Origin of the sequence: Xanthomonas sp. WHRI 6108 (assembly GCF_040202385.2) — a bacterium.
GTDB lineage: Bacteria > Pseudomonadota > Gammaproteobacteria > Xanthomonadales > Xanthomonadaceae > Xanthomonas > Xanthomonas arboricola.
On record NZ_CP168198.1, the window covers coordinates 2,030,238 to 2,056,114 of the forward strand.

At 64.0% G+C, this 25,877-nt stretch carries 11 protein-coding genes; 9 read left to right on the forward strand and 2 right to left on the reverse strand.

What is annotated here, in order from left to right; all coding sequences use genetic code 11:
• Positions 1-5: 5 nt before the first annotated feature.
• The 5 genes from ABQ039_RS08830 (at position 6) to ABQ039_RS08850 (ending at position 20,074) form a co-directional block, all read left to right on the forward strand.
• Positions 6-14,513 (forward strand): hemagglutinin repeat-containing protein, encoded by a 14,508-nt coding sequence (locus tag ABQ039_RS08830; protein WP_349777851.1) that lies wholly within the window; start codon positions 6-8, stop codon positions 14,511-14,513.
• A 2-nt stretch (positions 14,514-14,515) separates the two neighbouring features.
• Entirely contained in the window at positions 14,516-15,118 is a 603-nt protein-coding gene (locus tag ABQ039_RS08835) for a hypothetical protein (RefSeq protein WP_221232405.1), read from the forward strand.
• Between the two features lie 379 nt (positions 15,119-15,497).
• Complete coding sequence (locus ABQ039_RS08840; protein WP_184610550.1) at positions 15,498-15,998, forward strand: TspO/MBR family protein; 501 nt, start codon at positions 15,498-15,500, stop codon at positions 15,996-15,998.
• A 588-nt stretch (positions 15,999-16,586) separates the two neighbouring features.
• A complete protein-coding gene (gene thrA, locus ABQ039_RS08845) occupies positions 16,587-19,094 on the forward strand; it encodes a bifunctional aspartate kinase/homoserine dehydrogenase I (RefSeq protein ID WP_167708863.1) in 2,508 nt (835 codons plus the stop codon).
• Positions 19,095-19,123: 29 nt separating this feature from the next.
• Complete coding sequence (locus ABQ039_RS08850) at positions 19,124-20,074, forward strand: homoserine kinase (protein ID WP_349777850.1); 951 nt, start codon at positions 19,124-19,126, stop codon at positions 20,072-20,074.
• A 74-nt stretch (positions 20,075-20,148) separates the two neighbouring features.
• Here the strand turns inward: ABQ039_RS08850 and ABQ039_RS08855 are convergent, their stop codons facing one another.
• Positions 20,149-20,463: an EthD family reductase gene (locus tag ABQ039_RS08855; RefSeq protein ID WP_065032272.1), complete on the reverse strand. Its 315-nt coding sequence runs from the start codon at positions 20,461-20,463 to the stop codon at positions 20,149-20,151.
• A 146-nt stretch (positions 20,464-20,609) separates the two neighbouring features.
• Here ABQ039_RS08855 and thrC point away from each other — a divergent pair, with 146 nt between their 5' ends.
• Both thrC and ABQ039_RS08865 read left to right on the forward strand, forming a co-directional pair.
• Entirely contained in the window at positions 20,610-21,917 is a 1,308-nt protein-coding gene (gene thrC / locus ABQ039_RS08860; RefSeq protein ID WP_104574217.1) for a threonine synthase, read from the forward strand.
• 101 nt (positions 21,918-22,018) lie between these two features.
• Positions 22,019-22,765, forward strand: a complete 747-nt coding sequence (locus ABQ039_RS08865) for a murein L,D-transpeptidase catalytic domain family protein (protein WP_349777849.1) — start codon at positions 22,019-22,021, stop codon at positions 22,763-22,765.
• A 250-nt stretch (positions 22,766-23,015) separates the two neighbouring features.
• Here the strand turns inward: ABQ039_RS08865 and ABQ039_RS08870 are convergent, their stop codons facing one another.
• Positions 23,016-23,639 carry a Crp/Fnr family transcriptional regulator gene (locus ABQ039_RS08870; RefSeq protein ID WP_054592468.1) on the reverse strand — a complete coding sequence of 208 codons (624 nt, stop codon included), beginning with the start codon at positions 23,637-23,639 and terminating at the stop codon, positions 23,016-23,018.
• A gap of 245 nt (positions 23,640-23,884) precedes the next feature.
• On the opposite strand from ABQ039_RS08870, the gene hisS reads away from it, so the two are divergent.
• Both hisS and ABQ039_RS08880 read left to right on the forward strand, forming a co-directional pair.
• Positions 23,885-25,318, forward strand: a complete 1,434-nt coding sequence (hisS, locus tag ABQ039_RS08875; protein ID WP_104595543.1) for a histidine--tRNA ligase — start codon at positions 23,885-23,887, stop codon at positions 25,316-25,318.
• 223 nt (positions 25,319-25,541) lie between these two features.
• On the forward strand, positions 25,542-25,868 hold the full coding sequence (locus tag ABQ039_RS08880) for a YerC/YecD family TrpR-related protein (protein ID WP_039521339.1): 327 nt from the start codon (positions 25,542-25,544) through the stop codon (positions 25,866-25,868).
• The last annotated feature ends 9 nt before the right edge of the window (positions 25,869-25,877 follow it).

Here is a 25,877-nt window from a genome sequence, read left to right on the forward strand (position 1 = left end):
AAACGATGGACACCGAAGCGATGAGCGTACGTGCTTACCTGGCCGAACAAAGCAAGCGCGCGCTTGCGTTGCTGCTGTGCTGCACGGTCACCTGGACATCGTTTCCGGCGTGGGCACAGGTGGCACCAACGCCAAATCCCGGCGGCCAGACACCCGGTCAACAGGTCGCCGCCAATGGCGTGCCGGTGGTGGACATCGTCGCGCCCAATGCGCGCGGCATCTCGCATAACCGCTACAGCAATTTCAACGTCGGCCCGAACGGGTTGATCCTCAACAACAGCGCGCAGATCTCCAAGACCGAGCTGGGCGGCTATGTCGCCGGTAACGACAATCTGCAGCGCAGCGGTGCCGCCTCGCTGATCCTCAATGAGGTGACCTCGGCCAGCAGCCGCTTGCAGGGGTACACCGAAATCGCCGGTGCCAAGGCGCAATTGGTGATCGCCAACCCCAACGGCATTTCCTGCGATGGCTGCGGGTTTCTCAACACCGCGCGCGTGACCTTGACCACCGGCACGCCCAACCTGGGCAGCGATGGTGCGTTGAACGGCTTCAGCATCACCGGCGGTGCGCTGAGTATCGGCAGCAACGGTCTGGATGCGTCTAACGTGGATCGCCTGGACCTGCTGTCGCGTCAGCTCAGCGTGGAGGGCTCGATCTGGACCAGGGAACTGGTCGCTGCCGCGGGTGCTGGGCGGGTCAGCTACGACGGCATGCTGCTGGACGTGATGCCGGGCACCGATGGCGCCGCACCGTCGATCGGCATCGACGTGGCGCAGCTGGGCGGCATGTATGCCGACCGTATTCGCCTGATTGCGACCGAAGCCGGTGTCGGCGTGGTGAGTCGCGGCACCCTGGCGGCGCAGAGTGGCGATCTGCAGATCGACAGCGCGGGCCAGGTGAGCCTGAGCGGGACCACGGTGGCGCGCGATGGAATGGGTGTGCGTGCCGCCGGTGACCTCGACCAGCGCGGCGTGCTCGGCTCGCAGCAAGGCGATGTGCATCTGCGCGGCGCGCGCATGACCCTGGCAGGCGATCTGGTCGCCGCCGGTATCCTGGATGCACAAGCCAGTGGCACGTTGAGCCACAGCGGCCGCAGCAGCGCCGGCGCCATCCGTCTGTTCGGTTCGGAATTGAATGCCGATGGCAGTCTGCATACGACGGGTGCGCTGGATCTGGGCGCCGATGGCATGTTGCGCAGCAGCGGTGTGGCCTATGCGGCAACCGCTGCAAACCTGCGCGCGGGGCAGATTGGCCTGACCGGCACGCTGCAGAGCGGCGGCGCGATCGGGCTGAATGCGAACGCGATTGATGCACTGGGCACCCTGGACGCGGCCACCGCCTTGCGCGTGAACAGCAGCGGCAACGTGCGCCTGGGTGGATTGGCGCAGGCCGGGCAGGGTGCTGATGTGCAAGCCGGCGGTCGGCTGGAACTGCAGGGTCAGCTGATTGCAGCGGATGCAATGGCGCTCAATGCGGCGAGTATCGACATCGCACAGCGCGGCGTAGTGTCTGCGGGTGGCGATCTGGAGTTGCGCAGTGCAGGTGCGTTGAACAATGCCGGTAGCGGCTACGCGGGCCGCGATCTGCGTCTCCAGGCAGCGTCTGTCACCACGACGGGCAGTCTGGCGGCCGCACGCGATGCGCAGGCGGCGGTTGCCGGTGGTCTGGTCAATAGCGGCACGTTCGTTGCAGGCAATGCGCTGACCATTGACGCAGCGCAGCTGGACAGTCGTGGCGATATCGGCAGCCAGCGTGGGGAGACGCTGCTGCGCAGCCGCGGCGGTCTGGCGCTCAGCGGCAACACCGTGGCAGGTACTGCTTTGGGCCTGGACGCCGCAGCGGACGCGCAGGTCTCGGGCATCCTCAACGCCGGTCGCGTAAATCTTCGTAGCGGCGGGGATACCGCACTCTCCGGCACCCTGCAGACCACCGCCGGTGGGTTGGTGATCGCCGCAGGCGGTGAGCTCGTCAGCGATGCCGTGGTGAGTTCGACAGGCACGATCGATTTGCAGGCGAACGGCGCGCTGCGTCAGCGTGGTCAGCTCCGCGGCGACGGCGCGGTGCAATTGCGCGGCGCAGCGGTCGAGCACAACGGTGTCATCGATGCAGGTGGCGACCTGCGCATCGCCAGTGCTGCCGAGCTCGCGTTGGACGGCACCGTGCAGAGCGCTGGCTCAGCCACATTGCAGGCGGGCGCAGCACTGCAGAATCGCGCGAAGGTGATCGCAGCTGGCGCGCTGGATGTAGAGGCAGCCTCGTTGCGCAACGCGCAAAGCGGCGCGTTTTCGTCGGATGCCGGTGCGCGCGTGCGCACGGCCGGCACATTGGACAACGCCGGCAGCCTGTATGCGGCGAGCGATCTGCAGCTGACCGCAGGCGCGTTCACGCAAAGCGGCAGCGCCAGCTCGGGCAACACGCTTTCGGCAGCTGTGAGCGGGTCATTCGACAACGCTGGCAATGTGATTGCCAGGAACGCGCTACAGATCGATGCCGGCAGCGTGCGCAGCAGCGGTCAACTCGGCAGCGAAGCGGCAAGTGTTCGTCTGGGCAGCCAGGGCGATATCGCGCTGCAAGGCGTGGTTGCCGCTGCGACCACGCTGCAGGCCAGCGCCTTTGGCGATCTGCAGCAGGCAGGCTCGCTAAGAGCGCAGTCGCTGGCATTGAGTGCCGGGCGTGATCTCACCGCTGCTGGCAACCTGCAGTCGGCGTCCACGCTGGATCTGCAGGCACAACGTGCTCTGACATTTGCTGCCCAGGGCCAGGCTGGCGGTGATGCTTCGATGCGCGCCGCCACACTGACAACCAGCCAGGATGCGGTGTTGCAGAGTACGGGAGCGATTGCGCTGGACAGCGCGGTCATCGACAGCCGCGGCAAGCTGGATGCAGGGAGCGATCTGCACATCCGCAGCCAGGGCGATCTGGCGCTGGCGGGTGTGGCACAAGGCGGGCGCGACGTTGTTTTGAATGCAGCCGGCGCGCTCAGTAACGCAGCGCAGGCGTTTGCAGGCCGCGATCTTTCGGTGCAGGCAGGTAGCCTCGACAACACCACGAGCGGTGTGTTGGCGGGCGAGGGCAACATCGCCCTGACCACTACGGCACTGCTGAACAACGCTGGCCGCGTGCAGGCCGGTGGCAATCTGCAGATCAGCGCAGCCAATATGGACCAGGGCGGCAGCGCGTCTGCAGGCAAGGCATTGCGCGCCGCCATCGCAGGCACGCTGGCCAATCGTGGCAATCTGATCGCCAAGGATGCGTTGCAGGTCGATGCGGCCGCGCTGCGTAGCAGTGGGCAGTTGGGTAGCGAGCGCGCCGATGTCACGTTGAACAGCCGAGACGCGCTGCAACTCGAGGGTGTGGTTGCAGCGGCCACTGCATTGCGTGCGACTGCTGGCGGCGATTTGCAGCAGGCCGGCTCGCTCAAGGCACAGTCGATCGCATTGCAGGCGGGGCGCGACCTCACTGCAAATGGCGCTCTGCAATCGGCATCCACGTTGGATCTGCAGGCGCAGCGCACGCTCGCCCTGAATGGACAGGCATCGAGTACGGGTGAGGCAACCGTCACCGGCGCAACGGTTCTGACAGGCGCTGCAGCAGTGCTGCAGAGCGGTGCCGGCATCACCCTGGATGGCGGCTCCATCGATAGCCGCGGTTCGCTCGATGCGGCGACCGACTTGAACGTGCGTAGCGCCGGTGATCTTGCACTGGCTGGCGTGGTCCAGGGCGGGCGCGATGTTGCGCTGACCGCTGCGGGCGCGTTGAACAATGGCGCTCAAGTCGTCTCAGCCCGCGATCTGCACGTGCAGGCCGCCAGTGCCAACAACGCCGCAACGGCAACCCTGGGTGCACTACGCGATCTGCGCGTCGATGTCGCTGGCGTGCTGGAAAACAATGGCAGCCTGCATGGCGAGCGTGGCCTTGCACTGAACACCGGAACATTGCTTCAGCGCGGACGTGTCTACAGTGGGGATGCGGTATCGATCTCGTCGACAGGCGTATTCGAAAACGCGGGTCAGTTGGTAGCGGGCAAGGGTCTGAGCATCGCTGCCGACAGCATCGTCAGCAGCGGGCAACTCGGCTCGGTCAACGGAGCATTGACGTTGACTAGCCAGAACGCGATCGATCTGCACGGTGTGGTGGCTGCGGCGACCACGCTGCAAGCCACCGCTGGCACCGATCTGCTGCAGGCCGGCTCGCTCAACGCGCAGGCCGTGACATTGCAGGCTGGCCGCGATCTCACTGCCGGTGGAACCCTCCAGTCCGCGTCTGCGTTGGATCTGCAGGCGCAGCGCAGCCTGACGTTGAACGGTCAGGCGCAGGCGGGCAGTGACGCCAACCTGCGCGGCAACAGCATCGCCACCGGCCGCGACGCCGTGCTGAAAAGCGTCGGCGCGATCAGCCTGGATGGTGCGGCAATCGGCAGCCGTGGCACGCTCGACGCCGGCACGGACCTGCGCCTGCGCAGCACGGGAGCACTTGCGCTCGCAGGCGTGGCGCAAGCCAATCGCGATGTTGTGTTGAGCGCAACCGACACCTTGAGTAATGCGAGCCAGGTGATTGCCGGCCGTGATCTGTCGGTGCAGGCGGGCAACATCAATAACGTGGCGGACGGCGTGTTGGCGGCCGATGGCAGCGTCACGCTGACCTCTGGCGCGTTGCAGAACGCCGGCAGCCTGCAGAGCGGTGGCGATCTGCGCATCACCGCCGCAAGCATGGACCAGAGCGGCACTGCGATTGCAGGCAAGGCACTGACCGCGAAGGTCACTGGCACGCTGGACAACCGCGGCAACCTCATTGCCAAAGACACGCTGCAGGTGGAGGCAGGCAGCTTACGCAGCAGCGGCCAGCTCGGTAGCGAAACTGCCAACGTCAGCTTGATCAGCCAAGGCGACATGACGCTGCAAGGCGTTGTCGCCGCAGCGACCACACTGCAGGCCACTGCAGTTGGCGATCTGCAGCAGGCCGGCTCGCTCAAGGCGCAATCGATCGCGCTACAGGCCGGTCGCGATCTCATCGCCGCAGGCACGCTGCAGTCGGCAACGCAACTGGATCTGCAGGCGCAGCGCGCACTGACAATGAACGGACAGGCGGTGGCGACGGGCGATGCAACCCTGCGCGGCGCGCGGATCGGCACCGGTCAGGCTGCCGTGCTGCAAAGCGGTGGCGCGATCAGCCTGGATGGTGCCGCGATCGACAGCCGTGGCGCACTCGATGCAGCCGCTGATTTGAATCTACGCAGCACCGGCGACCTGGCGATTGCCGGTGTCGCGCAAGCCGACCGTAATGTGGTGCTGAGCGCAGCTGGCGCGTTGACCAATGCGGCGCAAGTCGTCGCTGGTCAGAGCTTGAACGTCACCGCAGCCAGCGCAAGCAATGCCGCCAGCGGCGTGCTGCTCGCGCAGGGCGACGCTACCTTCGCCATCGGCGGCTTGCTCGACAATGCTGGCGCCGTGCGCGCCGGTAATCAACTCGCCTTGGGCGTCGGGTCGCTGCGCCAGACTGGCCAGGCCTACGGCTTGCAACGCCTGGGCGTCATCGCCACTGGAGCGGTGGACAATCGCGGTGACCTGATCGGCGGCAATGGCTTGCGCGTGGAAGCGGCGCAAGTCAGCAGCAGTGGCCAGCTGGGCAGCGAGCGCGGCGATGTCGCATTGATCAGCCGCGGCAACCTGGAGCTCGGCGGCAACCTCGCATCGGCAGGCAGCTTCTCGGCGCAGGCCGATGGCGCGCTGGCACAGAGTGGCACCTTGAGCGCTGGCAGCACGCTGGAGTTACGCTCCAAGGGCGATCTGGGTGTGGCCGGTCAGCTCGGCGCTCAGCAGGTCACCTTGACCAGCGACGCCGTGTTGCGTCAGCAGGGCACCGTCAGCGGTACGACGGTAGGTCTGCAGGGGGGCCGCATCGAGAACGCCGGGCAGACCACCGCTTCGGGCAACTTGAGCCTGCGTGCGGGTGAGATCAGTATCGCCGGCACGGTGGGCGCCGGTATCAGCGCAGACGGCAGCCTCGGCAGCGGACGCACGCTGAGCCTGATCGCCGATCGCCAACTCAGCGCCTCCGGCAAGCTGTTGGCTGGCGGCAACCTCACGGCGCAGGGCAGCCAGCTGCAGCTGGCGGGTGCCAGCACACGCGCAACCGGCAATGTCGCACTGACCACCGGCGGCAACCTCGATCATCGTGGCGGTGATTTGCTTGCCGGCGGCACGCTCACCGTGCAGGCCGGCGGCAACATCGACAACGGGCGTCTCAACGCTGTTGCCGGCCAGATGCAGGCCAACCAGCTGAGTATCGACGGCGCCAGCCTGAGCAATGCCGGCGGGCGGTTGGTGCAAAGCGGCAACGGACTGACCCGCGTCAGCATCGGCGGCGCGATCGACAACACCGGTGGCACGCTGGCCAGCAATGCGCAGGATCTGACCATCACTGCAGCCAGCCTGGAAAATGCACAAGGACGCATCGAGCACGCCGGTGCCGGCGTCCTGTCGGTCACCAGCCGTAGTGCGCTGGGCAACAGCAGTGGGCGCATCCTCACGCAAGGGCAACTGCACCTGGACGCGAGTGGCGCGTTGAACAACCAGGGCGGCGCGATTGCCGCAGCGGGCGATGCAGCACTCACTGTTGCTGGCCTCAATAACATCGGTGGTTCGGTCTCAGCACGTGAATTGAAGGTGCAAAGTACCAGCGCGGCCGACAACCGCAACGGCTTGCTGCAGGCCAGCGGTGGTGCGCTGACCTTGCGTGCCGACAGCCTCAGCAATGCCGGCGGCATTGTGCAGGCGGTCGCGAACGCTGGTGCGGGTGGAAGCCTGCGCGTCGAACTCAATCGTGGCCTGGACAACGGCAACGGTACGATCGGTGCCGGCACCGACGCAGTGGTTACTGCGGAAAACATCAGCAGTAGCGGAGGCAGTCTGCAAGCAGCGCGCGACCTCAGCGTCACGGCACGCGGCCAGCTAGACAATCACCAAGGCGGCAAGCTCAGTGCTGGCCGTGATCTCAACGTTGCCGTCGCCGGCGCGTTGCTCAACAGCGGCGGCCAGCTCGATGCCGGCAATACGCTGACCGCCTCCGGCGGAAGTATCGACAATAGCCAAGGCAGTATCGTCAACAACGGCGGTGGACTGACACGCATCACCACCGGTGGTGCATTGACCAACAGCGGCGGCAATCTCGGTGGACGCGGCAGCGTGGTGATCGATGCCGCCAGCATCGCCAACAACAGCGGCCAGCTGGTCGCCGGCGGCGACCTGATCGCCACCACCAATGGCTTGAACAACCAGGGCGGCAACGTCTATGCCGGCGCGAGCTTCCTGCTGCAGCGCGCAGGCGCCACGCTAGACAATCAGAACGGCACCATCAAGGCCGAGCAGGCAGTCCGCTTGAACCTGCAGAACTTGAACAACGCGGGTGGCAAGATTGGCGCCGGCAGCATGACCGGCGGCGCCGGCGATGTGGTGATCGACACCGTCGGCTTCGACGGTGGCGGCAGCATCCTGGCGCAGAACCTGCTGGACCTGACCTTGCGTAGCGACTACACCCACCGCGCCGGTGCAGACCTGACCAGTAACGGCACTTTCAACCTGCGCGTCGGTGGGAGCCTGGTCAACGAGTCCACGCTCAAGGCTGCGCGCAGCCTGGACATTACGGCCGGCAGCATCACCAACCGCGCAGGCGCCAACATCCTGTCCAATGACACGCGCCTCAACGGCGGCAACATCATCGACAACGCCGGCAGTATCTCCGGCAATGGCGCACTGTCGCTGGTGGCGAACAGCATCAACAACACCGGCAGCATCGTCGGCGGCAACGTCTCGGTGAACACCGGCACATTGGTGAATGGCGCCGACTTCGGCGGCGCGACCGACAACGCAGCCTATGGCTCGGCCTTGCTCGGTTCCACCGGCAACATGAATCTGATCGTGCGCGATCAACTGCTCAATCGCGACGCGCGCATCTTCAGCCTGGGCAATATCGCCATCGGCGGCGCGCAGGATGGAGGCGGTACCTTGGTATCGCGTACGGGTGTGGTCAATAACCTGTCGGGCAGTATCGAGGCTGATGGGAGCATCTTGATTGCGGCCAATCAGCTGAATAATCGGCGGCGGGTTTTGACTGCCGCATTGGGTACATTGACCGACCAAGAAAAGGCAGCTGCGAATGCAACGATGCCCGAGGAGCTTATTGAGTCACGCGGAATCGTCTATCCAAGGCAGTCTTACTTCATTCGTATTCCTTACGTCGGAAAAAATCCTGGTGTTTATCGTTCCTATTCGGTCGAGCAGCAAGAGCGTCTCATCGCTGCAAGTGCGGAAGGACGAATCGCGGCTGGAGGAAATATAGCGATTTCCGGAAGCGTCACCAATAACACTTCGTCGATTGCGGCGGCTGGTGCGCTGCAAATAAATCAACGTGGTGTGGGTGGATTGAGTGATGGGCTTTTCGTTGGTGGAGAGTCGATCTTCAACGAATCGCTTGCCTTGAATAGGCAAGTCGTACAGAGAGACTACGAGTATGCAGTAACAGCGGTCATTGACGACTGTGCGCTGAACCAAGGAAATCGGCGTCCTATCTGTACATATGATGCTGAATCAAAAACCATTTCTTCTTCCACGATCAATACGAGCTATATCGCCCTGGGCGCCAGCATGACCGGTGGCCAAGGCGTCAGCATCAATGGTGCCAACATCAGCAATGGTGCCGTCGGCAGCGACGGTCGTGGTATCAGCGGCGCTTCACTGAATGGTGTCGGCGCACAAGGTGGCTTGACTGGTCGCGCCATGCAAAGCGCCGGTGGAGTGGGCGGCCAGGCAGTGATCGGCCGTGCCAATGGCGGCGCGAACAGTATTCGTGTTGCCACCGGTACGACCGGCAGTGCAGGCACCCAGGTGGGCGCCAACACGCAGGACGCAACGCTGGCCACATCGGGTGGCATCGTCAAGATGTCGGTTGCACCTGTCGCGTCCAACGACAGTGGGCTTGTACGCAGCAGCGTCGATCAGGCAGACGTGCAGGCCACCGCGGCCGGTACCGGCGTCACTGCCGTCGCAACCGACAGCCGTACCCGAGTCGATCCGGCCACCATTCCGGTGACCAACATTGTGGGTAGCGGGCAAACCTCGCTGACGCAGATCGATCTGCCCATTGGCGGGCTGTATCGCCTATCCGGCGGCACCGGTACCGATCTGACCGCAATGGGCCGCGCCGCCAACGGGCTGGGCGGCATCAATGCCTGGCGCAGCAATGGCCCCGGCCGTCGTTACCTGATCGAGACCGACCCGCGCTTCGTCAACTACGACAACTTCATCAGCAGCGACTTCCTGCTGGACAAGCTGGGTGTTGACCCGGAGTGGACCCAGACCCGCCTGGGCGATGGCTTCTACGAGCAGCGCCTGGTGCTGGACCAGATCACCCAGCTCACCGGCCGCCGCTATCTGGGCAACTACGCCGATGGCGTGGCGCAGTACCGCGCCTTGCTGGAGTCGGGCGTGGCCGCCGCAGGCCAGCTGCAGCTGAGCATGGGCGTGGGCTTGACCGCCGCACAAGCGGCCGCACTGACGCAAGACATCGTGTGGATGGTCGAACAGGACTACCAGGGCCAGAAGGTGCTGGTGCCGGTGGTGTATCTGGCCTCCAACTCGCTGCAGTTGCGCGGCAACGGCGCATTGATTGCAGGCGGCAACGTCGAGCTCAACGCCACCAATTCCATGAGCAACCAGGGCGTCATCGCCGGTGCCGACGTCAGCGTCACCGCCGGTAACCTGCTCAACCAGGGCCGCATCAGCGGCACTGGCAGCGTTGCCCTGGAAGCGCGCAACGACCTGCTCAATCAGGGCCAGATCCAGGGTCGCGACGTGGCACTGGTGGCCGGCAACAATCTGGTCAGCGAAGCATCCAAGGCCATCAACGGCGTTGGCATCCTGTCCGGCATCACCGCCAGCAACACCCTGCAACTATTCGCCGGCAATGACATGACGTTGACCGGTACCCGCGTGCAGGCCGATGGCAGTGCGGCGTTGATCGCAGGCAACAACCTCAGCCTCACGCCCAGCGCCTTGCGCAACGACAACGGCCTGCTACGCGGTGGCGATGCGGTGTCGGTGACCACTGGCAAGGATCTGGTGATGTCTGCAGGCAACGACCTGCAACTGCATGGCGTGACCATCAAGGCCGGCGGCAGTGCCGCACTGCAGGCAGGCAACAACCTCTCGCTGACCCCGACCACTGGCCTGGATGGCAAGGTCGCCACGCGCACCAACATCAGCACCGGCGACAGCCTGCAATTGACCGCCGGCAACGACCTGACCATCCGCCAGGCCGACGTCAAGGCCGGCGGCGATCTGATTGCCGCAGCAGGCAACAACCTCAACGTCGAGTCCGTCCTCAACGAGACCGAAACCAACAGCTACAAGACCCGCAACGGCAAGACGCGCGTCACCACCACCACGACCACGCAGAGCATCGATCAGCAGGCACTCACCGCCGGCGGCAACCTGATCCTCAGCGCCGGCAACGACGTCAATCTGGTCGCGGCCAAGCTGGACGCCGGCAAGGGCCTGGGCATCAGCGCCGGCAACGACATCAATGCCAGCACGCTGACCACGGTGGACACCAGCAACACGCTGGAAACGCGCAAGCGCTTCAAGCAGACCACCAGTACCAGCGACGAAACCGTCCACGGCACCGAGTTCAGTGCCGGCGGTAACCTGGCGATGCAGGCCGGCAATGACATTACCCTCACCGCCGCATCTGCCGCTACCAAGGAAGGCGGCATCACCCTGGCTGCCGGCAACGACGTCAACCTGCTCGCCGCCAGCGAGCAGCACGACTCCGTGCAGGACATGACCAAGAAGAAGAAGGGCACGTTCTCCAGCAAGACCACAACCACGCATGATGAGTGGCACGACAATGTAGCAGTCACCACCACGCTCAGTGGTGACACGGTGCAAATTGCGGCGGGTAACGATCTGCTGTCGCAAGGTGCGCAGATTGTCGGCACCGGCGACGTCACGCTTGCAGCAGGCAACAACCTGACCTTGGAAACTGCTCAGAACACGCATAGCGAAGAGCATGACAAAGTCACCACCAAGTCCGGTCTGTTCGGAAGTGGCGGTATTGGGGTGACGCTCGGTAAGCAAAAGGTCACCACTGGCGCCGACATCGACCAGATCACGCATACCGGAACGACGGTCGGCAGCCTTGGGGGTGACGTCACCCTGGTGGCCGGCAACAAGTTGGCGATTACGGGCAGCGATGTCATGGCGTTGCAGGGCGACCTGACCGCGACCGGCAAGGACATCGCGATCACGGAGGTCTACAACGACAGTGATGCGGAACAGCGCAGCAAGTTTAGCCAAGGCGGTTTGTCGCTGACCCTGAGCTCGGCTGCGATCAGCCTGGCGCAGGCGGCAAACGACAGCTACAAGGCCAGCAAGGAGGTCAAGGGCGACAGTCGCATGGAAGCACTTGCGCTCGGATCGGCGGCCTACAGTGCATATGGGGCAGGACAGGCGCTGGGCCAAGCCGGAAGCGCATTGAGCAGTGGCAGCGCCGCCGGCGCAGCTCAGGGGGCCAATCTGAGCATTGCCATCAGCATTGGCGGCAGCAAGAGCGAGAGCAAGAGCACGCAGACGGCCAGTCTCGCACAAGGCTCCAAGCTACAGGCAGGTGGTGACGTCAACTTGATTGCAACCGGCGGTGGCGACCAAAGTAATTTGTTGATTCGTGGGAGTGACATCAAGGCGGGCAATGATCTGCTGCTGGCAGCCGATCACGATGTACTCATCGAAGCAGCCAAGAACACCGCCGAGCAAAAAAGTACCAGTAAGAGCAGCAGCGCGTCGCTGGGTGTTGGCATCACTTACGGCCCGGATGGTGCCGCATTTGGCGTGATGATCAGTGCAGCTGGATCGCGCGGCAAGGCCAATGGCGAGGACGTGACCTACAGCAATAGTCATCTGGCTGCGGGCAACACGGCCACGGTCATCAGTGGCAATGACACCACACTCAAGGGCGCGCAGCTGTCGGCGGACAAGGTGATCGCCGATGTCGGTGGCAATCTGAGCATCGAGAGCCTGCAGGACACCAGCACGTACGACAGCAAGGACAAGAGTGTTGGCGCGAGTGTGACCTTTGGCGCAGGTTTTAGTGCAAGCGCGAGCTACAGCAGCAACAAGGTCAACGGTGACTTCGCCAGCGTGACCGAACAGAGCGGTATCCAGGCCGGCGACGGCGGCTTCAACATCCGTGTCGGCGGCAATACTGATCTGAAAGGCGCGGTGATTGCTAGCACCCAGGCGGCGGTGGATGCCGGCGTCAACCGCCTGCAGACCGGCACGCTGACCTATAGCGATATTGGAAACACCAGCAGTTACGACGCCAGAGGGTTCAGTCTATCGGGCGGATATAGCAAGGGAACAGGCGACAAGAAGCAGCAAGGAGAAACCGGTCAGGTCCAGCCGACAGTCAACAACGGTGCAAACTGGTCGTGGCAGAACTTCCAGACTGGAAGCACCGGTACAGCGGCTGGCATTGGGAGCAAGAGTGGCGATGCGACATCGACCACCACCAGCGGGATCAGTGGTGGCAGCTTGCTCATCACCGACGAGGCTGGGCAACTCGCCAAGTCTGGCAAGACCGCTGCAGATGCATTGGCGGGTCTTAAGCGCGATGTGATCAGCGGCGACGACGCAGGTGGCTTGACCAAGCAATGGGATGGTCAGGCACTGCGTGACCAAGTTGCCGCGCAAGCGCAGATCACCGCCACCGCAGGGCAGCAGGCAACGAAGTTTGTTGGCGATTACGCACAGGGAAAAGTTGACAAGGCGGCCGAGCTCTATGCGGAAGCAGATGCAACCGGTGACGACAGCAAGCGGGCCGAAGCTGATCAGTTGATGAAGGATTGGGGCAATGGCGGCACGTTGCGTGTGCTGTCACATGCGGTTGTGGGTGGTCTGACAGGTGGCACAGAAGGAGCGCTAGGCGCAGCGGCAGGCACGGTGGCGGCACCGTACCTGGCAGAAGCATTGGAGAAAGCCGGAATCAATAAAGCGGTGGCTGCCACCTTGACAGGGTTGTCAGCGAGCGCGCTAGGCGCTGCGGCCGGTGGTGCTGCAGGCGGTGCCGCAGCCTTGAATGAGGTGTCCAACAATTACCTCGGCCACCAAGAGCGGATGGAATATGCCACGGCCCTGATCGCTTGTTCCAAGTCTGGCACCCAGTGTGAGCGCGCCGAGCAACTGAAGACGCTGTCGGAAGAACGCAATCTCGCGTTGCGCGGTGCGTGTAGCGATCCAGCTAGCGGCGGATGCGCGGAGCAAAAACAGCTGGCCGCTGCAGCCATGCAAGATCAGCTCGATCACGCTGGGGAATACACTGCTTGGCTTGCGGGTCACGTGCCTGAGTTGGTTGGCCTGTTCAACTCCGACAAGGACGGTTCACTGACCAAGGACTTCGTCACCCATGTGACGACTGCAGATCTTGGCCACAAGCTTGCGTGTGCGATGGCAGGTGATTGCAGCAGCCAAGCGCTGGCTTCGGCAGCATGGAACGGTAGCATCCCGCTATCAGTTGCAACCGCTGATTCTGCGCTGCGCGCGGCGCTGGGTATGGGAGCAGGTACGGTCGGTGCTACCGGCCGGGTCTGGGAAATGGTTGCCGGTGTGGCAGAGCTGGCCAAAGGTATGAGTCCTGCAGGCCAGGTTGGACAAACGATTGATCAACTAGCCTATCTGTGGGGGAATGGTTACGCAGCTACTGCCGAGAAGAACTTTAACGACGCAAAGAGCGCGTTAAATGCAATAAAAACTGGTATCAGCGGCTATGCAGAGGATCTCGCATTTGCGGCCTACACGAACACGCACGGCTCTTGGGATATCTATGACATAGCCAAGGCGGGTGCAATTGGTGGCAAGGTCAGCGTTGACGTTCTCTCGCTCGTTGTTCCAGAGCTCTATGCAGGGAAGGGTGGTGTCGCTGCAAAGGCAGCCACAGGCTTGGGCGATGCGTTCAAGGCCGATGATGTAATTGATTACCTGAATTCGACGCGACCAAATCCTAATAGCTTAATTAGAGATGAGGCTGGCTCGGTCGCTAACTCTGAAGTTGTCAATTATTTCAGGGTCGAGGGCGGTGGGACGGGCACTGCTACGAGTAAAAATCGTATTACTGCGAACTCTGATGGTAGTATAAGCATTAATCCCGGCTGTTCTGGTCAGCTTTGTGTAAGTGTGGGGGCCGCCGATCACGCGGTTTATTATCTTTCAAATAAGCGGCCTGACGGTTCTGTCATAGTTTTTGAGGTTGATGCTAGTCTCCATGGTGAAATTATGAATTCCGCTATACCTCAGCGCCCTATTCCGGGCATTCCTAGAGATCCTAAGGCGCCAAAAATTGTGGATCCTAATAAGCCCGGTACAGCTTTAGAGCTTCCTAAGGTGTGGGAGTCATTGCTGGAGAATGGGTCTAGAAATGCAAGAGTTTACACTCATGATGAATTTTTGAAGGAGTTTGGAAAGTGAGATTGAATAGAAGTATTTTTGATGATTTATATAGTGGCGAGAAAGCTATATGTTTTTTTGTGCACCATGGGAGGTGTTACTGGGTTTTGGATCATAAGTACAATTTTTCTCTTGATGCGGAGCGTGATTATAAGGCACACCTTGACAAAGGGAATATAAATAAAGAGCAATACCTGTCGGCTTGTGAGAGCTTTAGGGGTGGCGTACTTAAGTTAAATTCAGAGAATTTCTTTAAATACTTGAAAGTTGATGATGTGGTCGTAATTTCAAAAGATGATCTCGAAAGAACTTTTTTTTCCGATAGCGCCGGTGATGTTTTGTCAATTTTTAACTCTGTTGAAAAATATTATCTATCTGGGGTTGAGTTGAATGCACATGATTTTAGAGTTGCTGGAAATATTTCAACACTACTTCCTATGTTTTATATCAATTTCGATAGAATGATCTATATGCACTTGGATCATGGTAGATTTCATGAAGATCTTGTTTATCCCGGCTGGATTGCAAAAAATGTTGATTTCAATTTTCTAATACCAGAAAAAGAAAAATATTGGATTGCTAGAGGGGACTGCTGGAAAATTAGATTCATTCAGGGCGCGGTTTAGTTACGTAAAAATTTATTTAACACCTGTGAGTGGATTTTTAACTTTAATTGGGAAGATGCATCTATTTGTATTTATAAATAATAAATGTTTGTACTTGTCGTAGGAATTGACCCGATGACCGAAGCTCGCGTACGGGCCGGTGTCAGTTTCCACGCCAACTGAGTACTAGCTACGAAAAAAGACAGAGGCTTAAGGTTGAAACTCAGTGTCGAACCCGTTGGGACTCGGTCAACCCAATAGTCATGTAGGCCTTGCAGTCAGCGATATGGTGGGGCTAGCACATGTTTGATTGGTTGGGTTCAGACGGTTTATTCGTGTAGTCACGGCTTGCACAGATGCTCTGCCACGCTGCGAAGCGCTTACAACACTTCAGGCAGTCATGACGCAAAGTACTTCAAGAAAGTCGCAATGGTTCGGCCTCTTCGGCTGGTTGGCGCTGTGCTATGCGGTCGCTGGGCTTGGTGCGATGGCATCCATCCAGGCGGCCGGCTTCTATGCAGAACTTGCGCGGCCGGCGTGGGCGCCGCCGGGCTGGTTGTTCGGACCGGTGTGGACAGTGTTGTACGGAATGATGGCGGTGTCGGTCTGGTTGGTGTGGCGGCGTGGCAGCCGGGCGGGGACGCGTCCGGCGCTGGGCCTGTTCGTGCTGCAGTTGACGCTCAATGGTTTGTGGAGCTGGCTGTTCTTTGCGTGGCAGTTGGGAGCCTGGGCGTTTGCCGACATCGTGGCGCTGTGGCTGGTGTTGGCCGGAACGATCGCCGTGTTCGCGAAGCGGCAGGCACTGGCGGCGTGGTTATTGGTGCCGTATCTGGCGTGGGTGAGCTTCGCGGCTGCGCTCAACTTTTCGGTCTGGCAGCTCAATCCTCAGGTGCTTGGCTGATCTTTCTGCTGCGCTTGCTGACTTGCACCGTGCGTCGCGGCGATGGCGATCATCTACCGTTGATCCGGAGTGATATGTTGCTTGGCGTAGTGACACCGGCAGCGATGTGATGCACTCGCGCACAAGCGATCCCTCAGCCGCATCGCCTTAGCCAAGTCGCACGACTGCATCAATCCATGCTCGAAACCTGCGCAGGGCCGCCCGCTGAGGCTGCTCCGAAAGTTTCCATAGCAATCAATTGCTTGCGAGAGCGTCGCTTAAATCCCTGAGCCGAAAGGTTTTCTGTTCTGTTTGCCGAGCACGTGCGCCTGCCCATTCACGCAGCGCTTGACAGGCCTCGCCCCGGTGATGTCTTTTGCATACATGCCTAATGCTTTCGCCACCGCTTCGCTTACCTGTCAGCCGCAGCTGCGGCCGGGTGCGGGCGTGGCCGGCATTAGCACCACCATTACCACCGTCACCATTCGCCCGGTGCGGCCCGTCGTCTTCGCGTAACTTCCGAAAACAACGGCCCCGCACCCGGATCAGGATGCGGGGGCTTTCCTCCCTCATCTGATGCGGACGGGGCCTCCCTAACGAGGTCTGTCGATGTCATCGCCTGTTGTTTTGCTCGAACCCGCCGCTGTTGCCGCATCTTCCGCACGCACCGTCGTGCACAAATTCGGCGGCACGTCGGTGGCCGATGCCGAGCGCTACCGGCATGTGGCGCAGTTGTTGCTGGCACGCGACGAGTCGGTGCAGGTCACCGTGGTGTCGGCGATGAAGGGGGTGACCGATGCTTTGATCGCGCTGGCCGAACTGGCCGCGCAGAACCGCCCCGAATGGCGCGAGCGCTGGCATGAGACGCGTGCGCGCCATCGCGGTGCGGCGGTGGCCCTGCTGGGCGAGCATTCCGGGCCGACGGTGGAGTGGCTGGACGAGCGCTTCGAGCATCTATCGCAGATCCTGGGCGCATTGGCGGTGATCGGCGAGCTGCCGCGCGAGGTGCTCGACCGCGTGCAAGGCCTGGGCGAGGTGTATTCGGCGCAGTTGCTGGGCGACCATTTCCGTGCGCTTGGCGAGGATTGCGCGGTGCTGGATGCGCGCGATGTGCTGGTGGTCAACCGTGGCGAACTCGGTGTCGATGTGGACTGGGACACCAGCGCGCAGCGCCTTGCGACCTGGCGCCAGGCGCATCCGCAGACGCGCGTGGTGGTCACCGGCTTCGTGGCGCGCGACCGCGCCGACCGCATCACCACGTTGGGGCGCAACGGCAGCGATTATTCAGGTGCAATTTTCGCGGCCTTGTTCGATGCCGATGAGCTGCATATCTGGACCGACGTGGACGGCGTACTGTCGGCCGATCCGCGCGTGGTGCCCGAAGCGGTGCAGCTGGAAACGCTGAGCTACGACGAGGCCTGCGAGCTGGCCTATTTCGGCGCCAAGGTGGTGCACCCGCAGACCATGTCGCCAGCAATCGAGCGCGGCTTGCCGATCATCATCCGCAACACCTTCCAGCCCGAACATCCGGGTACGCGCATCACCGCCAGCAGCGCGGTGAGCGGGCCGATCAAGGGGCTGACGCTCAGCCCCGATCTGGCCGTGCTCAACCTGGAAGGCACCGGCCTGATTGGCGTGCCGGGCACCGCCGAGCGCGTGTTCGCGGCGCTGCGCACGGCGCAGGTGTCGGTGGTGATGATCTCCCAGGGTTCTTCCGAGCATTCGATCTGTTGCGTGGTCAAGCAGCACGAGTCCGAGCGCGCACGCAATGCCTTGCTGCAGGCGTTTGCGCATGAACTTACGGTCGGTCAGGTGCAGCGTGTGCAGCTGACCACCGGCATCAGTGTGCTCGCTGCAGTGGGCGATGGCATGGCCGGGCAGCCGGGTGTGGCGGCGCGGCTGTTCGAGTCCCTGGGGCGTGCGCAGGTCAATATCCTGGCGATCGCACAGGGTTCGTCGGAGCGCAACATCTCGGTGGCCATCGACGCAGCGCATGCGACCAAGGCCTTGCGCGCGGCGCATGCCGGCTTCTGGCTGTCGCCGCAGACGTTCTCGGTGGGCGTGATTGGCCCGGGTAACGTGGGCGCGGCGTTGCTGGACCAGTTGCGCATTGCGCAGCCGCAGTTGCTGGGCAAGGCCAACCTGGATCTGCGCCTGCGCGCGGTGGTCTCGCGCGGCCGCATGCTGCTGGACGAGCGCGGCCTGGTCGGCAACTGGCGCGATGCCTTCGCTTCGGCAGCCACCGCGACCGATCTGGAGCGTTTCACCACGCACCTGTTGTCCGCGCATCTGCCGCATACGGTGATCATCGATTGCAGCGGCAGCGCAGAAGTGGCCGATCGCTATGCGGACTGGTTGGCTGCGGGCATCCATGTGGTGACGCCGAACAAACAGGCCGGCTCCGGCCCGTTGCAGCGGTATCAGGCGATCCGTGCGGCGGCCGATGCCAGCGGCGCGCGCTTCCGTTACGAAGCCACCGTGGGCGCCGGCTTGCCGGTGATCACCACGCTGCGCGATCTGGTCGATACCGGCGATGCAGTGACCTCGATCGAGGGCATCTTTTCCGGCACGTTGGCCTGGCTGTTCAACAAGTACGACGGCAGCGTGCCGTTCGCCGAACTGGTGACGCAGGCGCGCGGCATGGGCTATACCGAACCGGATCCGCGTGACGATCTGTCCGGCGTGGATGTGGCGCGCAAGCTGGTGATCCTGGCGCGCGAAGCCGGGCGCGCGATCAGCCTGGAAGATGTGCAGGTCGAAAGCCTGGTGCCCGAAGCACTGCGTCAGGCCAGCGTGGACGATTTCATGGCGCGCCTGCATGAGGTGGATGCGACGTTCGCGCAGCGCCTGGCCGACGCACGTGCACGCGGCAATGTGCTGCGCTATGTCGCGCAGCTGCCGCCGGATCGTGCTCCCAGCGTGGGTCTGGTCGAACTGCCGGCCGATCACGCGTTCGCCAACCTGCGACTGACCGACAACGTGGTGCAGTTCACCACGCGTCGCTACTGCGAAAACCCGTTGGTGGTGCAAGGCCCGGGCGCTGGCCCGGAAGTCACCGCGGCCGGCGTGTTTGCCGATCTGCTGCGGGTGGCGGCGGGCGAGGGGGCACGCTTGTGAATCAGGCGGTTGCAGACCAGTCCGCGGAGATGCAACAGGTGGCGATCGCTGCGCGCGAGCTTGGCCAGGCACGCGCCTTTGCACCGGCCTCGGTGGCGAATGTGGCGGTGGGATTCGATCTGCTCGGCTATCCCATCGACGGCGTCGGCGACACCGTCACGGTGCGGCGCATCGATGCGCCTGTGGTGCGCATCGCCGCCATCCGCGGCACCACCGTGGCCTTGCCGCTGGATGCCGAACGCAACACGGCCGGTGCGGCATTGATGTCGTTGCGCGCGGCGTTGTCGCTGCCGTTCGGCTTTGAAATCGAAATCGACAAAGGCATCGCCTTGAGTTCGGGCATGGGCGGCTCTGCAGCGTCATGCGTGGCGGCGTTGGTTGCCGCCAACGCGCTGCTGGATGCGCCGTTGAGTAACGAGCAGCTGTATCAGCACGCACTCGATGGCGAGGCGGTGGCCAGCGGTAGCCGCCACGGCGACAATCTTGGCCCGTTGTTTTTAGGCGGCCTGGTGCTGTGCACGCTGGAGCGTCTGGTGCCGATCAACGTGCCGGCGGCATGGCACAGCCTGCTGGTGCATCCGGATGCGGTGCTGGAAACCCGCCGCGCGCGCGAAGCCTTGGCCGGCGAGTATCAGCTGCGTGAGTTCGTCGCGCAGAGCACCAACCTGGCCTTGGTACTGGCCGGCTGCCATGCCGGCGATGCGGGGCTGGTGCGGGCGGGCCTGCGCGATGTGCTGGTCGAACCACGCCGCGCGCCGTTGATCGCCGGCTTTGCCGCTGCCAAGCAGGCCGCGCTGGATCACGATGCGTTGGGCGCCAGCATCTCTGGCGCCGGCCCCAGTGTGTTCGCCTGGTTCGCATCGCGCGCGGCCGCCGACGCTGCCGCCGCATCGGTCAAGACCGCCTTCGCAGGCGTTGGCCTGGATAGCCAGCACTGGGTGTCTCCGATCGCCAGCCCGGCCGCGCGGTTGCTCGCATGAGCCGTCGCGCGGATGTCGTCGTCGATCGATCGCCCGCGCACGGCAGGCAGGCCGTGCAGCGCGCAAGGCACGCTTCAACCAACCACCACCTCGCTGATCTGCATGACCGGCGCAAGATCGGTGTAGTTGGCGATATCGGCCAGGATCTCCTCGGCGTGCGGCCCGAAGCTGGCGCCGAAGGCCTCCACCGACTCGCAGAAGATATGGCACATGCCGATGAAGGCCGGGGGGCTGCCCGGCTCGCCGCCGCTGATGCCCTTGTCCACCGTATAGCGCAGGCAGGCCGCGCCCATCCGCGCGCTCACCAGTGGCATGTGCGAGTCGCGGTAGTAGGCATGGTCGAAGCGGGCGCCTTCGCGGTACGGGTACATCACGCTGACTTTGATCATCTGCCGGCTCCACTGGAAGGTGCGCGCAGCATAGCGCTGCGCCGCCCTTGCCGGGTGCCGCCGCGACGCGGCGCGGCCATGCCGCAGTGTCCGGCCTTCTCATTCACGGGCAACGCCCCGTCTTCGTCTTGTCTGGAGTCGTCACCATGAACTTTCTCTCCACCCGTGGCGGCGCGCCCGCCGCCAGCCTGAGCCAGGCGATTGCCGCCGGCCTGGCGCCCGATGGCGGCCTGTACGTGCCGCAGACCCTGCCACCGGCACGCACGCTGACGGCCGGCACCACCTTGGCCGACACCGCCGCCACGTTGCTGCAGCCGTTCTTCGACGGCGATGCGCTGGCGGCCGAGCTGCCGGCCATCTGTGCCGAAGCGTTCGACTTCCCGGCGCCGCTGGTGGCCCTGGGCACGCCCGGCGATTACGCGCTGGAGCTGTTCCATGGCCCGACCGCCGCGTTCAAGGATTTCGGCGCACGCTTTCTTGCCGCCTGCCTGACCCGCCTGCGCCGTGCCGAAGACCGCCCGCTCACCATCCTGGTTGCCACCTCCGGCGACACCGGCGCTGCCGTGGCCGCGGCATTCCACCGCCAGCCGGGGCTGCGCGTGGTGGTGCTGTATCCGGACGGGCGCGTGTCGCCGCGCCAGGCGCATCAGCTGGGCTGCTTCGGCGACAACATCCACGCCCTGCGCGTGGCCGGCTCGTTCGACGATTGCCAGGCGATGGTCAAGCAGGCCTTGAACGATGCCGACCTACAGGCGCAGCTGCCGCTGAGTTCGGCCAACAGCATCAGCCTGGGCCGCTTGCTGCCGCAGATGAGCTATTACGCGCACGCCGCCCTGCAGCACCATGCCGGGGCGGGGGCGGCGCTGAATCTGGTGGTGCCCACCGGCAATCTGGGCAACGGGCTGGCGGCGATCCTGGCGCGCGCGCTCGGTGTGCCGCTGGGCCGTATCGCGTTGGCGTCCAATGCCAATCATGTGTTGCCGGATTATTTTGCCGGCGACGATTACGCGCCGCAGCCCAGCATCGCCACGCTGGCCAATGCGATGGACGTGGGTGCGCCGAGCAACTTCGAACGGCTGCGCTGGCTCTACCAGGGCGACGATGCGGCGCTGCGCGAGGCCTTCCGTGCGCTCTCGGTGGACGATGCGGCGATCCGCCACACCGTGCAGCAGCGCTTTGCGCGCTATGGCGAAGTGCATTGCCCGCATACCGCCACCGCCGTGCATGTGCTCGAGCAGCTGCGCGCAGAAGGGGCCGAGGGCGGCACCGGCGACTGGGCGGTGGCGGCCACCGCACATCCGGCCAAGTTCGAGGGCGTGGTCGAGCCGCTGATCGGGCGTGAGGTGGAGGTGCCGCCGGCACTAGCCGCGCTGCTGCAGCGTCCTGCGCATGCCGAAACGCTGGCGCCGGACTACGCGGCGTTCCGGCAGCGCCTGCTTGCGGATGCGGCCTGACCGAACGCGTTCAGCCTGCCGGGGTTGGAAAGTGCCGCACATGCGGCTATTTGTAGGGGGTGCGGTTCCGCCATGGCGCCGCGTCCGATGTGGGTCGTTGCATGTCTTATCGAGTGATCGCCGTTGCCGCCGCGTTGTGCGGGTGGGCAGCGGCTGGAATGGCCAGTGCGGCCGATGCCATCTCCGCCGCACCGTTGCCGGGGCTGGGCGCACCGCGTACGGGTCTGGTCGATGCACTGGCGCGGCAGGCGCCGTCGCTGGATCGCCAGGTGCTGGCCCTGGCGGCCGAGGCGCTGCAATGCGCGCGGCAGCGCCAGCAGGTGGGCGCCGAACGCGTGCTGAGCGTCATCGACTACAGCAGGCCGTCGACCGAGCGCCGGCTGTGGGTGTTCGATCTGGAGCGGCAGCGGTTGCTGTTCCAGGAATGGGTGGCGCACGGGCGCAACACCGGCAACAACCTGGCGGCCAAGTTTTCCAACGACGACGGCAGTTTCCAGTCCAGCCTGGGCGCGTTCACCGCGCAGGAGTCGTATACCGGCCACAACGGCTATTCGTTACGGCTGAAGGGGCTGGAGCCCGGGTTCAACGACCATGCGCGCGACCGCGCAATCGTGATCCACGGCGCGCCCTATGTCAGCGAGGCGGTGATCCGCACGCAGGGCCGGCTTGGCCGCAGCCTGGGCTGCCCGGCGGTGCGTCCGGCGGTGGCCCGACAGTTGATCGATACCTTGCGTGAGGGCGCCTTCGTATTCGCCTACTACCCGGACCGGGCCTGGCTGCGGCAATCGCGGTTGCTGGGCGGCGGCTGCGGCGCGTCGGTGGCGAGCGCGAATCTGGGCGGTCGCTGAGTCGTTGTAGGCGGCGCGGGCGGTGACGATCGCGCGAGCGGCCTGGAGTGCCGGCATCGCGTTCGAATCTGCGGGTCAGTCACGCGCGGCGATGCTTGCTGTCTGCGCGACGCGCAAAGCAAAGCTTGGTCGATGGCCTGGTGCGGACGGGCGCGCAAACATCCGAAATTGTTGATGCCAACATCCGCACCACTTGCGCCTATGGGTGCGTGCGCTCGCTGGTTACATCGGTCCTGTTGGCCGTCGCGTCTCAGACGGTATCGCCCGCCAGGCTGCGCAGCGCCGCGTAATCCAGGATCTGCACCAGATGCAATTGCGGCAGCGCGATCAGCTGCTGTTGCCGCAGCTTGGTGAAGGTGCGGCTCACCGTTTCCACGGTCAGCCCGAGGTGGTCGGCGATATCGCTGCGGCTCATCGGCAGGGCGACGGTGTCGCCGCTGGCGCCGGGCTGGGTGGAGCGGGCGGCCAGTCGCAGCAGGAAGTGCGCCAGCCGTTCGCCCGGTTGCAGGCGCGCCAGCAGCAGGCCGGTGTCCTGCGCGGCGGCCAGCTCCATGCTGGCACGCTGCAGCAGCTTGCGTTCCAGCTGCGGGTAGCGCTCGCGCAACTGGCGCATCTGTGCCAGCGGCGTGCGGCAGACCCGGCTGTCGATGATGGCTTCGATATCGTGGCGGTGCTGCGGGGTTTCGGTCAGCCCCACGTAATCGCCCGGCAGCACGAAGCCGGTGACCTGGCGGCGGCCGTCGGCCAGCGTGCGCACCATGCGCAGCGCACCGGAGGTCAGCGTATAGACGTGGTGGCGGGTGTCACCGGCGCGCACCAGGGTGCTGCCGGGCGCGTACGACTGGGCGCTGGTGGCCTGGTCGAGTGCGTCCATTTCCTGCGGCGACAGCGCCGCGCAGATGGCCCGGCCGCGGACCGCACACTGTGCGCAGTCGGAGCCGCGCGCATCGGTGCGCGTGGCCGCGCCGGGCGCCGGGCAGGTCGTGCTGGGGTCTGGAAGCTGCCGGTACATGAGTCACGCACTGCTGGAATGCGTGTGAATGATACGCCATGCGGTCAGCGCGGCCGGCAGCCGGTAGAATTGCGCGTTCGCCACATTGCCCTGCAGGAGTTTCGCTCGTGATCAAGCCCCGTACGCCGCCCGGCATCATGGAATTGCTGCCGCGCGAGCAGATCGCGTTCCAGCGCATGCTGGACGTCATCCGCCGCAACTACGAGCGGTTCGGGTTCCTGCCGGTCGAAACCCCGGTGTTCGAGCTGTCCGATGTGTTGCTGACCAAGTCCGGCGGCGAGACCGAGCGCCAGGTCTACTTCGTGCAGTCCACCGGCGCGCTGGCCAATGCCGCCGCGGCGGCAGACGAGGGCGGCGAGGGCGGCCTGCCGGAGCTGGCACTGCGTTTCGACCTGACCGTGCCGCTGGCCCGCTACGTGGCCGAGCACGAGCACGACTTGAGCTTCCCGTTCCGCCGCTACCAGATGCAGCGCGTGTATCGCGGCGAGCGTGCCCAGCGCGGGCGGTTCCGCGAGTTCTACCAGTGCGACATCGACGTGATCGGCAAGGATGCGTTGAGCATCCGCTACGACGCCGAAGTGCTGGCGGTGATCCACGCGGTGTTCGCCGAGCTGGGCATCGGCGCGTTCAAGGTGCAGTTGAACAACCGCAAGCTGTTGCGCGGCTTCTTCGAAAGCCTGGGCGTGGCCGAGGGCGAGCTGCAGCTGGCGGTGTTGCGCGAGGTCGACAAGATCGACAAGCGCGGCGCCGATTACGTGCGCGACACGCTGGTGGGCGAAGGCTTCGGCATCGCCGCCGCGCAGGTCGACAAGATCCTGGCCTTCGTGGCGGTGCGCTCGAACGGGCATGCCGATGCGCTGGCGCAGCTGCAGGCGCTGGAGGCCTCGGTCGCTGCGAGCGCGACGCTGGGCGAGGGCATCGCCGAGCTGCGCGAGGTGCTGGAACTGGTCAAGGCGCTGGGCGTGCCCGAGAGCGCGTACTGCCTGAACTTCTCGATCGCGCGCGGGCTGGACTATTACACCGGCACGGTCTACGAGACCACGCTGACCGACCACCCGCAGATCGGCTCGATCTGCTCGGGCGGCCGTTACGAAAGCCTGGCCAGCCACTACACCAAGTCCAAGTTGCCCGGCGTTGGCATCTCGATCGGCCTGACCCGGCTGTTCTGGCAGCTGCGCGAGGCCGGCCTGATCCAGGGCATTGCCGAGAGCAGCGTGCACGCGATGGTCGCGCTGATGGACGAGTCGCGCCTGGACGATGCGCTGGATATCGCGCGCCGGCTGCGCATCGGCGGCATCAATACCGAAGTGCAGATGGAGCCGAAGAAGATCGGCAAGCAGTTCCAGTACGCCGCACGCGCGGGCATCCGCTTCGTGGTGCTGGCCGGCGACGACGAGCTGGCGCGCGGGGTGGTGGCGGTCAAGGACCTGGTGCGCGAGCAGCAGTTCGACGTGGCCCGCGACGAGCTGGCCAGCACCTTGCTGGTGGAGTTGGAGCAGGCCAGGGCAATGCTGGTGGCCGGTAACGTCAACGGCGATTGACGCCTCCGGAAGCAGCGCGATGGCGCCGCCAGGGTGGTAAAGACGGGTAGCGGCGCTCACGCCTGCCAAAGCGTGCACAGGCCCACTGGCACCTTGGTGTCGGTGGGTCTGTCGTTTCTGGTCCGCCGCCACGGTCCGGGACTTCTCTGAACGCTTCGCCCATCGGGCTTGTCTCAGGGACTGCCTTTGCGTTAATGTGCTAACACGCTATTACATTAACGCAATGAAACAACGACCTGCCCCCCGTGAAAGTGCCGATGCCGCCGCCTCCCTCAAGATGCTGGCCGATGCGCTGGCGTGCCTGAAGGAACCCGGCGCGGTCGAGGCCTTTCTGCGCGATCTGTGCACGCCCGCCGAGCTGGAGGCCATGTCCGACCGCTGGCGGGTGGTGCCCTTGTTGATCAAGGGCGTGCCGTATCGCGAGATCCACGAGCTGACCCAGGTCAGCGTGACCACCATCGGGCGCGTTGCGCGCACCCTGGAACATGGCGCCGGCGGCTATGCCGAGGCCCTGCGCGAGCAATCGTCGCGCCCTGTCGAATCCCACTGAGAGAACAAG